Source organism: Actinomadura oligospora ATCC 43269 (genome assembly GCF_000518265.1).
GTDB lineage: Bacteria > Actinomycetota > Actinomycetes > Streptosporangiales > Streptosporangiaceae > Spirillospora > Spirillospora oligospora.
Genome location: NZ_JADG01000003.1, coordinates 142531 through 156177 on the forward strand (window position 1 = coordinate 142531; position 13647 = coordinate 156177).

14 protein-coding genes and 1 riboswitch are annotated in these 13647 nt (G+C 72.6%); of the genes, 10 read left to right on the forward strand and 4 right to left on the reverse strand.

Annotated features, from left to right (window positions below; all coding sequences use genetic code 11):
- Positions 1-39 precede the first annotated feature (39 nt).
- The 6 genes from P696_RS0100710 to P696_RS0100735 all read left to right on the forward strand — a co-directional run bounded on the left by P696_RS0100710 (position 40) and on the right by P696_RS0100735 (position 5596).
- Entirely contained in the window at positions 40-1206 is a 1167-nt protein-coding gene (locus P696_RS0100710; protein ID WP_026410843.1) for a helix-turn-helix domain-containing protein, read from the forward strand.
- Positions 1207-1555: 349 nt separating this feature from the next.
- Complete coding sequence (gene gap, locus P696_RS0100715; RefSeq protein ID WP_026410844.1) at positions 1556-2560, forward strand: type I glyceraldehyde-3-phosphate dehydrogenase; 1005 nt, start codon at positions 1556-1558, stop codon at positions 2558-2560.
- 129 nt (positions 2561-2689) lie between these two features.
- The gene (locus P696_RS0100720; protein ID WP_026410845.1) at positions 2690-3877 is read left to right on the forward strand and encodes a phosphoglycerate kinase; all 1188 of its coding nucleotides are present in this window, start codon (positions 2690-2692) and stop codon (positions 3875-3877) included.
- A 5-nt stretch (positions 3878-3882) separates the two neighbouring features.
- Positions 3883-4683 carry a triose-phosphate isomerase gene (gene tpiA, locus P696_RS0100725; RefSeq protein WP_026410846.1) on the forward strand — a complete coding sequence of 267 codons (801 nt, stop codon included), beginning with the start codon at positions 3883-3885 and terminating at the stop codon, positions 4681-4683.
- Between the two features lie 181 nt (positions 4684-4864).
- Positions 4865-5098: a preprotein translocase subunit SecG gene (gene secG / locus P696_RS0100730; RefSeq protein ID WP_026410847.1), complete on the forward strand. Its 234-nt coding sequence runs from the start codon at positions 4865-4867 to the stop codon at positions 5096-5098.
- Positions 5099-5224: 126 nt separating this feature from the next.
- Positions 5225-5596: an RNA polymerase-binding protein RbpA gene (locus P696_RS0100735; protein ID WP_084336763.1), complete on the forward strand. Its 372-nt coding sequence runs from the start codon at positions 5225-5227 to the stop codon at positions 5594-5596.
- Between the two features lie 62 nt (positions 5597-5658).
- Here P696_RS0100735 and P696_RS42295 read toward each other — a convergent pair whose 3' ends face one another.
- Positions 5659-7029, reverse strand: a complete 1371-nt coding sequence (locus tag P696_RS42295; RefSeq protein ID WP_064743830.1) for an acyltransferase family protein — start codon at positions 7027-7029, stop codon at positions 5659-5661.
- Between the two features lie 160 nt (positions 7030-7189).
- Positions 7190-7279, forward strand: a riboswitch (ZMP/ZTP riboswitch).
- A gap of 66 nt (positions 7280-7345) precedes the next feature.
- On the opposite strand from P696_RS42295, the gene P696_RS0100745 reads away from it, so the two are divergent.
- From P696_RS0100745 to P696_RS0100755, 3 genes are all read left to right on the forward strand, one after another.
- A complete protein-coding gene (locus P696_RS0100745; protein ID WP_026410849.1) occupies positions 7346-8617 on the forward strand; it encodes a serine hydroxymethyltransferase in 1272 nt (423 codons plus the stop codon).
- Positions 8618-8741: 124 nt separating this feature from the next.
- On the forward strand, positions 8742-9278 hold the full coding sequence (locus P696_RS0100750; RefSeq protein ID WP_026410850.1) for an RNA polymerase sigma factor: 537 nt from the start codon (positions 8742-8744) through the stop codon (positions 9276-9278).
- Entirely contained in the window at positions 9275-10171 is an 897-nt protein-coding gene (locus P696_RS0100755; RefSeq protein WP_026410851.1) for a hypothetical protein, read from the forward strand. Before P696_RS0100750 ends, P696_RS0100755 begins: the two co-directional genes overlap by 4 nt.
- On the opposite strand, the gene P696_RS0100760 is transcribed toward P696_RS0100755, so the two are convergent.
- Positions 10156-10992 (reverse strand): class I SAM-dependent methyltransferase, encoded by an 837-nt coding sequence (locus tag P696_RS0100760; protein WP_026410852.1) that lies wholly within the window; start codon positions 10990-10992, stop codon positions 10156-10158. The two genes, P696_RS0100755 and P696_RS0100760, sit on opposite strands and share 16 nt — an antisense overlap.
- 74 nt (positions 10993-11066) lie before the next feature.
- Between P696_RS0100760 and P696_RS0100765 the strand changes: the two genes are divergently transcribed.
- Positions 11067-11714, forward strand: coding sequence for a TetR/AcrR family transcriptional regulator (locus tag P696_RS0100765; RefSeq protein ID WP_026410853.1), 648 nt, complete (start codon positions 11067-11069; stop codon positions 11712-11714).
- A gap of 7 nt (positions 11715-11721) precedes the next feature.
- On the opposite strand, the gene P696_RS0100770 is transcribed toward P696_RS0100765, so the two are convergent.
- Positions 11722-12504 (reverse strand): class I SAM-dependent methyltransferase, encoded by a 783-nt coding sequence (locus P696_RS0100770; protein ID WP_026410854.1) that lies wholly within the window; start codon positions 12502-12504, stop codon positions 11722-11724.
- Between the two features lie 39 nt (positions 12505-12543).
- Positions 12544-13623, reverse strand: a complete 1080-nt coding sequence (locus P696_RS0100775) for a GNAT family N-acetyltransferase (protein ID WP_026410855.1) — start codon at positions 13621-13623, stop codon at positions 12544-12546.
- Positions 13624-13647: the final 24 nt, after the last annotated feature.

Genomic DNA, 13647 nt, shown 5'->3' on the forward strand with positions numbered 1-13647 from the left:
GGTCCGGGGCCCGTCGGTCGACGCTCGTAGACTGCCGCCGTGGAAGCCCTGGTGAACCGCCTGTCGGAGTTGGATCCGGACGTCGGCGGCGCCGTCCGGATCATCGCGTTCTTCGACCCCCTGGTGCGTGCCGGAGTGGGGTTCGCCACGCTCGTTCGCGCGACCGCGGGGCTGGCCGGATGCCCGGTGGCGCTGCTCGCGGACGGCGCGGAGTCCGAGGTCCGCGACGGCGGCGCGCCCGGGAAGCGTTCGGGCGAGGCTCCGGTCGTCCTGTCCGGGGCACGGGTCGGGACGGTCTGGCTGGAACGTCCGGGCGGCCCGCTCCCCCTGGACGAGGTGCTGCTGGAACGGCTCGCGCTGGCCGCGGCGGCCGTCTGGGAGCGCGGCGGCGCCCCGGTGTCCATGACCGACCCCGCGCTCGTCGAGCTGGTGATCGCCGAGGAGACCGGCGAGCCCGCCCGCGCCCGGGCTCTCAGCCTCCTCGGCCTCGCCCCGGGCACCCCGCTTCGCGCCTTCGCGGTCGGGCTCCCGGCCGACGGAACCGGGGGCGGAGGGCTGCCGGCGGAGGCCCTGGCGACGCTCGCACGCAGGCTCGGCGGACGCGCCGCACATCTGGGGGATGTGGGCGTCGTCCTGGCCCGCGGCGGCACACTCGCCGAGGTCGCGACGGGCGCACCACGCGCGGAGCCCCCGACGGGCGGCCCGCTCGCGCGGTCTCTGGAGGCGGGGTCGTTCACCGGGGTCCCGGCTGGCGGGCCGCCCGCGCGATCCCCGGAGGCCGGGCCGTTAACCGAGGTCCCGGCGGGCGTGCTGCTGGGAGCGGGGCCGGTGATGTCGGCAGCCAGGGCGGACGAGTCGTGGCGGCGGGCGCGGGTGGCCCTGCGGTTCGCGGGTCCGGGACGGCCGTTCGTCGACCACGCGGAGCTGGGCGCGCTGGCGGTGCTGGCGGACGTCCCCCGCGACATCCTTGCGGCGAACCCGGACGTGGCGGCGGTGGCGGCCCTGCCGGACAGCGACCGGGAGACGCTGGCCGCGTTCTGCGCGCGGGGGTCGCTGCGGGCGGCGGCGACCGAGCTGCACCTGCATCACACGAGCGTCGCCAAACGGCTACGGAACGTGGAGGCGAGGCTCGGCCTGCGCCTGGAACGGCCGGACGATCTGCTGCGCGCGCACCTGGCGGTGGTCGCCCACGGCCTGCTCAGCTGAGCGTTCCGCTCGGATTTCTGGGTATTTCGTCACTCCGGCCGTGTCCGGCCGTGTCCCGACGGACGGCGGGCCGTTGGCGTGTCGGGAGCCGAACCGGTGGGAATGAACCCGTCGGTTTCAGGGGACATGTGCGATTGGTCTAGACGGTGCGGTCTAGACCTCTGCCTGTCCTGGTCCGGGAGCCGGTCCGGACAAGGGCGCGTCACCTGGCGAAATCCGGCCCGCCGGTGCGGGGACGGGGCGGCCGGTTCGGTAGGGTCGAGTGCGGGGGAGACCCCTGGGATCAACGGTAGGCCGCCCGGAATTCACCCGTGCCGGGCGCGTGACGACGTACGAGGAGAGCGGTTCCGTGACCATCCGAGTAGGCATCAACGGTTTCGGCCGGATCGGACGCAACTTCTTCCGCGCGGTCAAGGCCAGCGGAGCCGACATCGAGGTCGTGGCGGTCAACGACCTCACCGACACCGCGACGCTCGCCCACCTGCTCAAGTACGACAGCATTCTGGGCCGCTTCCCCGAAGAGGTGAAGGCGGCCGGTGACGAGATCCTGGTCGGCGGCAAGCCGATCAAGGTCATGGCCGACCGCGACCCGGCCAACCTCAAGTGGAGCGACCACGACGTGGACGTCGTCGTCGAGTCCACCGGCTTCTTCACCGACGCCACCAAGGCCAAGGTGCACGCCGACAACGGCGCCAAGAAGGTCATCATCTCGGCTCCGGCCAAGAACGAGGACATCACCATCGTCATGGGCGTCAACGACGACCAGTACGACCCGGCGAAGCACACGGTGATCTCCAACGCCTCCTGCACCACCAACTGCCTGGCCCCGATGACGAAGGTGATCCTCGACACCTTCGGCATCGAGAAGGGCCTGATGACCACCATCCACGCCTACACGCAGGACCAGAACCTGCAGGACGCCCCGCACAAGGACCTGCGCCGCGCCCGCGCCGCCGCGATCAACATCGTGCCGACCTCCACCGGCGCGGCCAAGGCCATCTCCCTGGTGCTGCCGGAGCTGAAGGACAAGCTGGACGGCTACGCCCTGCGGGTGCCGATCCCCACCGGCTCGGCCACCGACCTGACCGTCGAGGTCGGCCGCGAGACCACCGCCGACGAGGTGAACGCGGCGCTCAAGGCCGCCGCCGAGGGCCCGCTGCGCGGCATCCTCACCTACACCGAGGACCCGATCGTCTCCTCCGACATCGTCACCGACCCGGCGTCCTGCATCTTCGACGCCGGCCTCACCAAGGTCATCGGCAACCAGGTGAAGGTCGTCGGCTGGTACGACAACGAGTGGGGCTACTCCAACCGCCTGGTCGACCTGGTCAAGCTGGTCGGCTCCTCGGTCTGAGCCGCGCCGCCCGCCGTGGCCACGGACGCGCGTCCGTGGCCACGGCGGGCGCACGTCTGCGGGCGGCCCGCGCACCCGGCCGCCCGCGGCACACCCGCACGCGACTCGACGGAAGGACACCGCGTTCCGATGCGCACCATCGACGACCTGGACGTGACCGGCCGCACGGTGCTGGTCCGCACCGACCTGAACGTGCCGCTCGACGGCTCCACGATCACCGACGACGGCCGGATCCGGGCCAGCGTGCCCACGATCAAGGCCCTGGCCGCGCGCGGCGCCAAGGTGATCGTCTGCGCCCACCTGGGCCGTCCCAAGGGCGAGGTCAAGCCCGAGTTCTCGCTCGCGCCCGTCGCCGAGCGGCTCGGTGAGCTGCTCGGTCAGGACGTGACGTTCGCGACCGACGTCGTGGGCGACTCCGCTCAGGCCGCCGCCGCGGGTCTCGCCGAGGGCCAGGTCGCCCTCCTGGAGAACCTGCGCTTCGAGCCCGGCGAGACCAGCAAGGACGACGCCGAGCGCGCCGCGTTCGCCGGCCGCCTGGCCGCCCTGGCCGAGATCTACGTCGGGGACGGCTTCGGCGCCGTCCACCGCAAGCACGCCAGCGTCTACGACGTCCCGAGGCTGCTGCCGCACGCCGCCGGGTACCTGATCGCGGCCGAGCTGGACGTGCTGAAGAAGCTCACCGACGACGTCGCCCGCCCCTACGCGGTCGTCCTCGGCGGCTCCAAGGTCTCCGACAAGCTCGGCGTGATCGACAAGCTGCTCGGCAAGGCCGACCGGATCCTGGTCGGCGGCGGCATGGTCTTCACCTTCCTCAAGGCCCAGGGCCACGAGGTCGGCACGTCCCTGCTGGAGAACGACCAGCTCGACACCGTCCGCGAGTACCTGGCGCGGGCGGAGGAGAACGGCGTCGAGATCGTCCTGCCGACCGACATCGTGGCCGCCACCGCGTTCGCCGCCGACGCCGACCACGAGGTCGTCCCGGCCGACGCGATCCCGGCCGACCGGATGGGCCTGGACATCGGCCCGAAGTCCGGCGAGCTGTTCGCCTCCCGCCTCGCGGACGCCCGGACCGTGTTCTGGAACGGCCCGATGGGCGTGTTCGAGATGGAGCCGTACTCCCACGGGACCCGCGCCGTGGCGCAGGGCCTGCTCGACTCGGGCGCGTTCACCGTGGTCGGCGGCGGCGACTCCGCCGCGGCGGTCCGCCTGCTCGGCTTCGACGAGGACGCGTTCTCGCACATCTCCACCGGCGGCGGCGCCAGCCTGGAGTATCTGGAAGGCAAGACCCTGCCCGGCCTGACTGCCCTGGAGGACTGACCGAGATGGCCCCTTCCGCTAAGGCCCCCGCGCGCAAGCCGCTGATGGCGGGCAACTGGAAGATGAACAACAACCACTTCGAGGCGATCGCGCTCGTCCAGAAGCTCGCTTTCGGGCTGAAGGAGGCCGACCTCGCCGCGGTGGACGTCGCCGTCCTGCCGCCGTTCACCGACATCCGCTCGGTGCAGACGCTGGTGGACGCCGACAAGCTGGAGATCACCTACGGCTCGCAGGACATCTCGCAGCACGCGTCCGGCGCCTACACCGGCGAGATCTCCGGGGCGATGCTGGCCAAGCTCGGCTGCGCCTACGCGACCGTGGGGCACTCCGAGCGCCGCCAGTACCACCACGAGGACGACGCCCTGGTCAACGCCAAGGCCAGGGCCGCGATCGCGAACAAGATCACTCCGATCGTGTGCGTCGGCGAGGGCCTGGAGGTGCGCAAGGCGGGCGAGCACGTCCCGCACTGCCTGGACCAGGTCGCGGGCGCGCTGGAGAAGATCCCCGCCGACCAGGTCGCCGAGCTGGTGATCGCCTACGAGCCGGTCTGGGCGATCGGCACCGGCGAGGTCGCCACGCCGCAGGACGCGCAGGAGGTCATCGGCGCGATCCGGGCCCGGGTGGGCGAGCTGTACGACGGCGAGACGGCCGCCAAGGTGCGGATCCTGTACGGTGGCTCGGTCAAGGGGAACAACATCGCCGGGATCATGGCGCAGCCGGACGTGGACGGCGCCTTGGTCGGAGGTGCCAGTCTGGACGCGGGTGAGTTCGTCAAGATCTGCCGTTACCGGGACCTTCCGGCCTGAATCCGGCGGTGGGGGACCGGCGACTTGAGATCAATTCGGTCTCGACCCGCCGGTTCTTGCCGAACCAGCGAAGAGTTCGTCGTACCCTGCGGGGGTGACGGGTAAACCGCCCGGCTAGATCCTCCGTCCAACATCAGACAGGCCCCGCCTCGGCGGGGCAGGCCAGAGAAGGCGCGCAACTGTGATCATCGCTTCGTCCATCGTGCTTATCATCACGAGCTTGCTGATGGTGGTTCTCGTCCTGATGCACAAGGGCAAGGGCGGGGGACTGTCCGACATGTTCGGTGGCGGCATCTCGTCGTCGCTGGGCGGATCGTCGGTGGTCGAGCGGAATCTGGACCGGCTGACCATCGGTGTCGGCGTCGTCTGGTTCGCCTCGATCATCGTGCTGGGCCTGCTGTTCAAGCACGGCTGAGCCGCGCTCGCCGGGCCTGGTCCCGTAGCACTGAGCCGAAGTAACACCAACACCGCCGAGCCGCCGCCCGGCTCCCCAAGAGCGACCTCGAAGCGGGCGGCGGCGTATCGACCGAGGAGTATGTCCGTGGGTAGTGGCAACGCGATTCGGGGAAGCCGTGTCGGCGCCGGTCCGATGGGTGAGGCCGAGCGCGGGGACGCGGCGCCCCGTGTCTGGGTGACCTTCTACTGCGCCAACCGGCACGAGACCCGTCCGAGCTTCGCGACCGACGTCGCGGTCCCCGACACCTGGGACTGCCCGCGCTGCGGGTTCCCGGCCGGGCAGGACAAGGACGCCCCGCCGGCCCCGCCGAAGACCGAGCCCTACAAGACGCACCTCGCGTACGTGAAGGAGCGGCGCAGCGACGCCGACGGTGAGGCCATCCTCGAGGAGGCCCTCAACAAGCTCCGCGAGAAGCGTGCTGCCGTGAAGCGCGCCATGGAGGCCGCGCGTTCCTGACGCGCGAGTCCCTCCGGCCCGGTACCCGAATCAGCGGGGGCCGGGCCGTTCCGTTTCCGGCCTCAGGCGGCGGGGGCCGGGTCTCCCGCTGGAGCCGGAGCTGGAACCGGGGCTTCCGCTGAAGCCGGGTTCCCTGCCGGGGCCGGGTCCTCTGCTGGAGCCTGGGCCATTGAGGGGGCAGGTTCCGGCGCTGGGGGCGGGGGCGGGTCGATGCGGCGGGCGAGGGCCTGGCCGAGGCGCTGGCCCGGCTTCTCGATCCAGCGGTGGGTCGCCCAGCTCGCGGCCAGCAGGACCACCAGGAACGGGACGAAGTACAGCGGCTGATCGCTCTTGGGCCGTCCGACGGTCAGGTCCAGGCCCATGAGCAGCAGCTCGTGGAGCAGGTAGGCGGAGTAGCTGACCACGCCGGACCAGGCCAGCCAGCGCGGGACGTGCCGGTCCCGCAGCGCGTACCCGACCGCGAACAGGACGAACGCGCCGACGACGGCGAGCGCCCAGGCGCGCTTCTCACCGAGGTCGGTGTCCCAGTCGGTGTAGCCCTTGACGCGCCAGATCCCGGTCCCCGCCGCGCTCGCCATCACCAGGACGCAGACGCCGACGGCGGTGCGGCCCCTGATCTGGCCGCGTTCGGCCCGGTGGACGACCGTCCCGGTGAACATCACGGCCAGGATCGCCAGGCCCTGCCAGGGGTCGACGCGTCCGTTCACCATGACGAGGGTGAGCGCGAGGACGCCGCCGAGCAGCGCCCCGGCCCGCGCGACGGCCGTCCGCCGGGCGCAGGCCAGCCCGATCGACGCGGCCATCAGCAGGAACGCCGCGAGCGAGACCCAACCCTCCCCGAACCGCGCGGACAGCGCCCCGGCGGGCAGGACCAGCGCGAGCGCGGGGGCGCCGATCGCCAGCGTGGAGGCCGTGGCCACCGACCTCCGGTGCCATCCGACCGAGAAGAGCGCCACCACGAGCAGGTAGAACGCCATCTCGTAGGACAGCGTCCAGAGCACGTTGATCGCGCTCGGGACGCCGAGGAGGTCCTGCATCATCGTCAGGTGCGACAGCGCCACGGTGACGGGGTGGTAGTCGGTCGCCAGGCCGTCCCGCAGCTCGTACCCGCCCGTCAGGTGCAGGACGACCACCACCGCGACGGCGGCGAGCAGCAGCGGGTAGATCCGGAAGACCCGGCCGGTCCAGAACCGCCGCACCGATCCGCGCCGCTCGAGCGACGCGGGCACGATGTAGCCGCTGACCAGGAAGAACACCAGCACGCCGAACGCCCCCGGATCGAACCAGGCCAGGATCGTCCGGCGGGAGTCCGGCAGGTAGTGGTAGGACGCGTGGTGCAGCGCCACCGTGATCGCGGCGACACCGCGCAGGGCGTCCAGCCAGCCCAGCCGGACGATCGCGTCCGGTCTGCGAAGGGGGGGTTCGGAACGCATCCCAGCGACCCTAGCGCTTCGGAGTTAGCGGGGCATAAAAGACCAATCGGAACTTCTGGTGTCGGCTCGGCCACGGCCCGGGGCGGATCCTCCGTGGCCTGGGGCGAGGCCGGCTGCGGCCCGGGTCGTGCCCGCCGTGGCCTGGGGTGGGCCGCTATGATGACGACCACGCGACTGGCGCAGTCAAGGTGGAGTCGACCACCGGGGAGCGAATACCGCCGTCCGCACACCGCGCGCCTGGGTGTACGGGACACCTCACCATGCCGGGGTGCCCGACCGAGCCTCCGGCCCGACTGAACCCACAGCGGAGGCAGCCGTGCACGTCCCGTCGATTCCCCATCTGACGTCCGAGGACCCGGAGATCGCCGGTCTGGTGGAGGCCGAGGCGCGCCGCCAGTACGAGAAGATCCGGCTCATCGCCTCGGAGAACTACGTGTCGCCCGCGGTCCTGGAGGCGACCGGCAGCGTCCTGACCAACAAGTACTCCGAGGGATACGCGGGCCGCCGGTACTACGAGGGCCAGCAGAACGTCGACCCGATCGAGCTGACCGCGATCGAGCGGGCCAAGGCCGTGTTCGGGGTCGAGCACGCCAACGTCCAGCCGTACTCCGGCTCGCCCGCCAACCTCGCGGTCTACATGGCGTTCCTGAACCCGGGCGACACCGTCCTCGGGCTGTCGCTGCCGATGGGCGGCCACCTCACGCACGGCTGGTCGGTGTCGGCGACCGGCAAGTGGTTCAACCCCGTCCGGTACGGGGTGCGCGCCGACACCGGCCGCGTCGACATGGACGAGGTGCGCGACCTGGCGCTGCGGGAGCGGCCGAAGCTGATCTGGTGCGGCGGGACGGCGATCCCGCGCACGATCGACTTCCCGGCGTTCGCCGAGATCGCCCGGGAGGCCGGCGCGGTCCTGGCGGCCGACATCGCGCACATCGCGGGCCTGATCGCGGGCGGCGCGCACCCGTCCCCGGTCGGCCACGCGGACGTGATCACCACCACGACGCACAAGACGCTGCGCGGCCCGCGCGGCGCGATGGTGATGTCCACCGAGGAGCACGCCAAGGCGGTCGACAAGGCGGTCTTCCCCGGCCTGCAGGGCGGCCCGCACAACCACACGACCGCCGCGATCGCGGTGGCGCTGCGCGAGGCGGCGCAGCCGGACTTCCCGGCCTACGCCCGGCAGGTCGTCGCGAACGCCCGCGCGCTCGCGGCGGCGCTGCTCGCCCGCGACTACGACCTGATCTCCGGCGGCACCGACAACCACCTGATCCTCATCGACCTGACGAACAAGGGCGTCGCGGGCAAGCCCGCCGCGCAGGCGCTCGACCGGGCCGGGATCGAGCTGAACTACAACGCCGTCCCGTTCGACCCGCGCAAGCCGTTCGACCCGTCCGGGCTGCGCATCGGCACGGCGGCGGTCACCACGCGCGGGCTGACCGAGAAGGACATGGAGCCGCTCGCCGCGTGGATCGACGAGGTCGTCCAGGCGTCGGCGAAGGGTGACGAGGCCGTGGTGGGACGGGTCGCGGCCGAGATCCGCGGGCTCATGGCCGCCCACCCCATGCCCGGCTGGGCCCCCACCCCCTGACCCGGGGGCGGAACATCGCGTCGCTCTCCGTGGGGTGAAAGATCCGGGTGGGGGCTGGACATGTGCAGGGTGACCGACCAATGAGGGGTCACATGTACAGGAGCCCAGATGTTGAGGAACCCGGATGGGTGAGGACGAGTTCGCGGACGTCTTCGCCGCGACCTACAAGCCCTTGCTCGGATACGCCCTGCGCCGCTGTGACTCGCCCGAGGACGCGGCCGACGTGGTGGCCGAGACGTTCGCCATCGCCTGGCGGCGTTCGGCGGAGATGCCGGGCGGGGGAGAGGCCCGGCTGTGGCTGTACGGCGTCGCGCGCCGCGTCCTGGCCAACCAGCGGCGCGGGGCGCGACGCCACGGCCTGAGGACCGAGGCGCTGATCGCCGAGCTGGCCGTCCACGCGCCGCCGCGGGACGACTCGGCGGTCGCCGAGGTCTTCGGCCGCCTTCCGGACCGCGATCGCGAGCTTCTCGCGCTCGTGGCCTGGGAGGGGCTGTCCACCACCGAGATCGCGACGGTGCTCGGCTGCTCGTCCAACGCCGTGAGCATCCGCCTGCACAGGGCACGCAAGCGCTTCGCGCGTGCCCTGCGGTCGGCGGGCGTCGAGCGCCCGCCCGCCGCCGTGAGGGCCAGGCCCGTTCTCCAGGAGAGTGATCTGACATGACATCCCGCATCGACGATCTCGTGGCGGGTCTGGCCACGGTGAGCGACGGCGACATCAGGAGCGAACCGGACGGCGTCGGTGGGCGGTCCCTGCTGGAGGCCGTCACCGCCGGGGAGGTGCCGGAGCCTCGGCGACGTCGTCGTCCGCGTCTTCTTCCCGGGCTGGCGGGCGGGGCCGCCGTCGTCTCGGTCGCCGCCGCCGCGGTCGCCGTCCTGGTGGTGGACGGCCGGGATCCGGAGCCGCTCCGCAGCTACGCCAACGCGGCCGTGGCGATCGACGTCAAGGACTCCGAGTACGAGGTGGAGGTCAGGAACGCCTACGCCGACCAGCGTGAGTTCAGTGAGGCGTTCGCCAAGGTCGGACTCGACGCCAGGCTGCGCATCGTCCCGGTCACGCCGGGGCATGAACGCACGGTCGTGCGGATCGGTTCGCTGCACGAGCCCAAGGGCGGGATGCCTGCGGGAGGTATGTCGGGAACAACCGATGTTGTGATGAAATGCCCACCGGCTCAGGGCTCCTGCCCGTTGAGGGTCCGGGTCGGCGGCGCGATGTACCGCCTGGGAGGAGCCGACATCGTCATCGGGCGCAAAGCCGACCCCGGTGAGGTCTACTTCGACGCCCAGCCGGTCCGCGGCGACCGCGCCAAGGGTCTGAGCCTGACCGGCCGGACCGTCGCCCAGGCCCTCGCCGAACTGCGTCGCCGCGGCCTCACCCCGGCGTTCGCGCTCGGGGTGTTCAAGGCCGACGGGTCGGGCTCGTTCTGGGACGCGCCGGTGACGTGGCGCCCTTCCGGCGAGCGCCGCGTCACCGGGGCCTGGATGCGAAGCTCCGACTCGGTCGGGCTGATGGTCGTCCCGCAGCCGGGCGACCCGCAACCTCAGCCGGTCGGCTGACCGGCGCTGACGAGCCAGACGGAGCCGCGGATGCGGACTCCGTCCGGCTCGGCGAAGGGCGCGAGTCCGTCCCGGAGTTCCTCGCGGACCCGGATGAGGGCGGCCTGGTCCAGGTCCCGGAGGTTGTGGCGGACCGGGCCCTGGCTGAGGATGAAGTCGGCGGCGTCCGTGGCGTCCCGGCCGTAGTCCATCGGTGCCGAGACCGGTCGCACGTCCACGTCCGCCAGGCCCGCGTCGCCGAGCACGGCGCGGATGCGGTCGGGGTCGGACAGCGATCCCATTCCCTGGGCGGCCGGTGAGGGGCCGCGCATCAGCGGCGCGAGCGCTGCCGTGGCCTGGGCGTACTCGCTGTCGGGGCCGCCCGCCTGCGGGACGATGAACACCATCCGTCCGCCGGGCCGCAGCGCGCGGGCGATGTTGGCGAACGCGGCCGTGGGGTCGGTGAAGAACATGACGCCGCCGCGGCTGAGGACGACGTCGAACCCGCCCTTCCCGAAGGGGTGGACCTCGGCGTCGGCCCGTTCGAACCGCGCGTTGGCGATGCCCTGCTCGGCGGCGTCGGCGCGGGCGCGGGTCAGCATCGGCTCGGAGATGTCGACGCCGACCGCTCGCCCGGCACGGCGTGCGGCGAGCAGGGTGATCTGTCCCGTGCCGCATCCGACGTCCAGGACCTCGTCGTGCCCGCCGATCGCGGCGAGGTCCAGGATCGGCTCGTTGAAGCCGCCCATCATCGCGTCGTACCGCGCGGCGTTCTCGGCCCAGGCCGTCCCCTCCCATCCGTTCCACGCCTCCGCCTGCTGGACGTTGACAACACCGCGCATCAGGTCTCCCTCGTCTCATGGTCCAGTGACTAGAGTTGAACTCTAGTGTTCGACTCTAGAGATATACTCGCGCCATGGACACCGTCAAGCGGCCGGAGAAGCGGCCCGACAGGCGGGCCGAGCGCTCGCGCCGCACCCGGGAGAAGGCCGTCCAGGCGGCGCGGGAGCTGTTCGTCGAGCAGGGGTACGGGGCGACGAGCCTGCAGCAGGTCGCCGACCGGGCGGGCCTGGCGGTGCAGACGCTGTACTTCGTGTTCGGCAACAAGCGCACGCTGTTCAAGGACGTCGTGGACACTTCGATCGCGGGCGACGCCGAACCGGTGGCGACCTTGGACCGGGAGTGGTTCCGTGCCGCGTGCGCCGCGCCCACCGCGGCCGAGCAGTTGCGCGCGCACGTGCGGGGCACCGGCGAGATCCTCGCCCGGGTCGCCCCGATCACGCCGATGATCGCCGCCGCGGCGGCCACCGATCCGCAGATCGCCGCCGAGTGGCCCGACGGTCCCGACCCGCGTTTCACCGTGCATCAGGCGGCGGCCCGGGCGCTGGTCGGCAAACCCGGGGCGCACCCCGGCGTTTCCGCCGACGGGGCGGCGGACGTGCTGTTCGGCCTGCTCAGCCCTGAGCTGTACCTGCTGCTCGTCCAGGAGCGCGGCTGGTCGGCGGACAGGTGGGAGGAGTGGTGCTACGCGACCTTGGCCGCCCAGCTGGTCGAGCCGGTGTAGCCGGTCGTCAGGCGCGGCGGAGGACGGTGATCATGCGCCAGGCGCCGGGGTCGGTGAGGGCGACGTCGCCGAAGTCGCCGTACTGGGCGACGGTCTCCAGCGCTCCGGACAGCCGGACGGCGGCGGTCAGCTCGGTCGCGGTCCAGAAGCGGTAGGGGACCACGTCCTCGATCACCCGGGTCGGGCTGTCCGCCTTGGTGATGGTCATGGTGACGTGGTCGTCGGCGATCTGCGTGACCGGGTCGAGCTCGTCGGACGGCTCGCCCCACCGGACCGTGGCGGCCACGCCGTCACGGTCGACCGTCCAGCCGGTGGAGACGCTCGGGTCGCCCGTGAGCCGGTCGCGGGGGTGCGACATCTCCAGGACGTAGAGCCCGTCGGGGCCGAGGTGGTCGGCGGTGCGGTCCAGGTGCGCGACGAAGGAGTCCAGGGTCATGAGGTGGGACGTGGAGTCCAGCATCGTCACGACCAGGTCGAACCGGCGGCCGAGGGCGAAGGAGGTCATGTCCTCCTGGACGACGTCCAGCTCGAGGCCCGCCTCCTTGGCCTGCTGGTCGGCGTAGGCGCACATGGCCGGGTGCAGGTCGAGGGCGGTGGCGGTGACGCCGCGCCGGGCGAACTCGCGGGCGTGCTCGGCCGGGCCCGCCGCCAGCTCCAGGACGGTCCGGGCCGCCGCGCCGGACGAGCGGTGCCGGACGGTCCACTCCAGCAGGGCGTCCACCTCCGCGGACACGTCGCGGAACGAGCACGCCAGCTCGTAGGCCCAGGGATCGTCGTAGATGCCGCTCACGACGCCAATCCTGCCAGGCGCGCCCCGGGCCTCCCGACGTCAGCCCCGCGCGGAACGCTCCGGCGCGGACGACTCCCCGGGCGCGGCGGGCGCGGGACGGCCGTCCAGGCGGAGCCGGATCTCCACGATGCCCGGCTCGCCGGTGCGGCGGGTCCGGCCGCCGAGGGAGACCAGCAGCCGCCGCATCCGGGTGTTCTCGGCGAGCGCGGTGGCGCGCAGCTCGACCAGGCCCCGCTCGCGGCCGAGGACGGCGAGCAGTTCGGCGAGCGCCCGGCCGAGGCCGCGGCCCTGCCAGGCGTCCTCGACCAGGAACGCCACCTCCGCGACGCCGGGATCGAGCACGTGGATGAGGTGGGCGAGCGCGAGGACCGAGCCGTCCGGGCCCTCGCCGACCAGCGTCAGCCCGTGCCAGGGCTCGCAGAACCGTTCGATGGCGGCGCGCGGCGGGAACGGCTTGGCGCTGAAGTACCGCATGCGGCGGCTGTCCAGGGAGCAGCGCTCGTGCATGGCGCGGACGGCGTCGGCGTCGTCCCGCTCGATCGGACGCACGGTCACGCGCGTCCCGTCGGCCAGCGGCAGTACCCGGGACGCGGACGCGGCGGACGGCGGCCCGGCCGGCAGCGCCGCGCGCACGAGGGCGTCCGCGCGGGCGGCCTCGGTCGTGGTGAACGGCAGCCCGGGACGACTCATCCGCACCGACCGCCGTCCGGCCCGGACGGTCAGCACCTCCCCTTCGTCGTCACCTGCGGCCGGGGCGGTCGTCCAGGCGGCCTCGTGCGCGCGCAGTAGTTCGGCCAGGATCTCGGGCAGCGCGTGGGGTTCGAGGCGGGCGCGGGTGGCGAGGGCGAGGGCCCGGGTCGGCTCGTCCACCAGCTCGCGCGGGCGCGCGGGGACGATGGTCGTGCGGACGCCTCCCGCCCACGCCGCAGCGCTGGCGAGCTCGTCCGGGCCTGCCCCGCCGGACGGGACGTCCACGACGAACTCGTCCACCACGCCCTCGGTCCCGACCTGGACGGTCAGCCCGAGGATGTTCGCGCCGCGCGCGGCGAGCGCGGCGGTCAGGACGGCGAGCCTGCCGGGGCGGTCCTCGATCTCGGTGCGGATGCGCAGCAGCGGCATTGACCTGGTCCTTCCGGGCCGGTG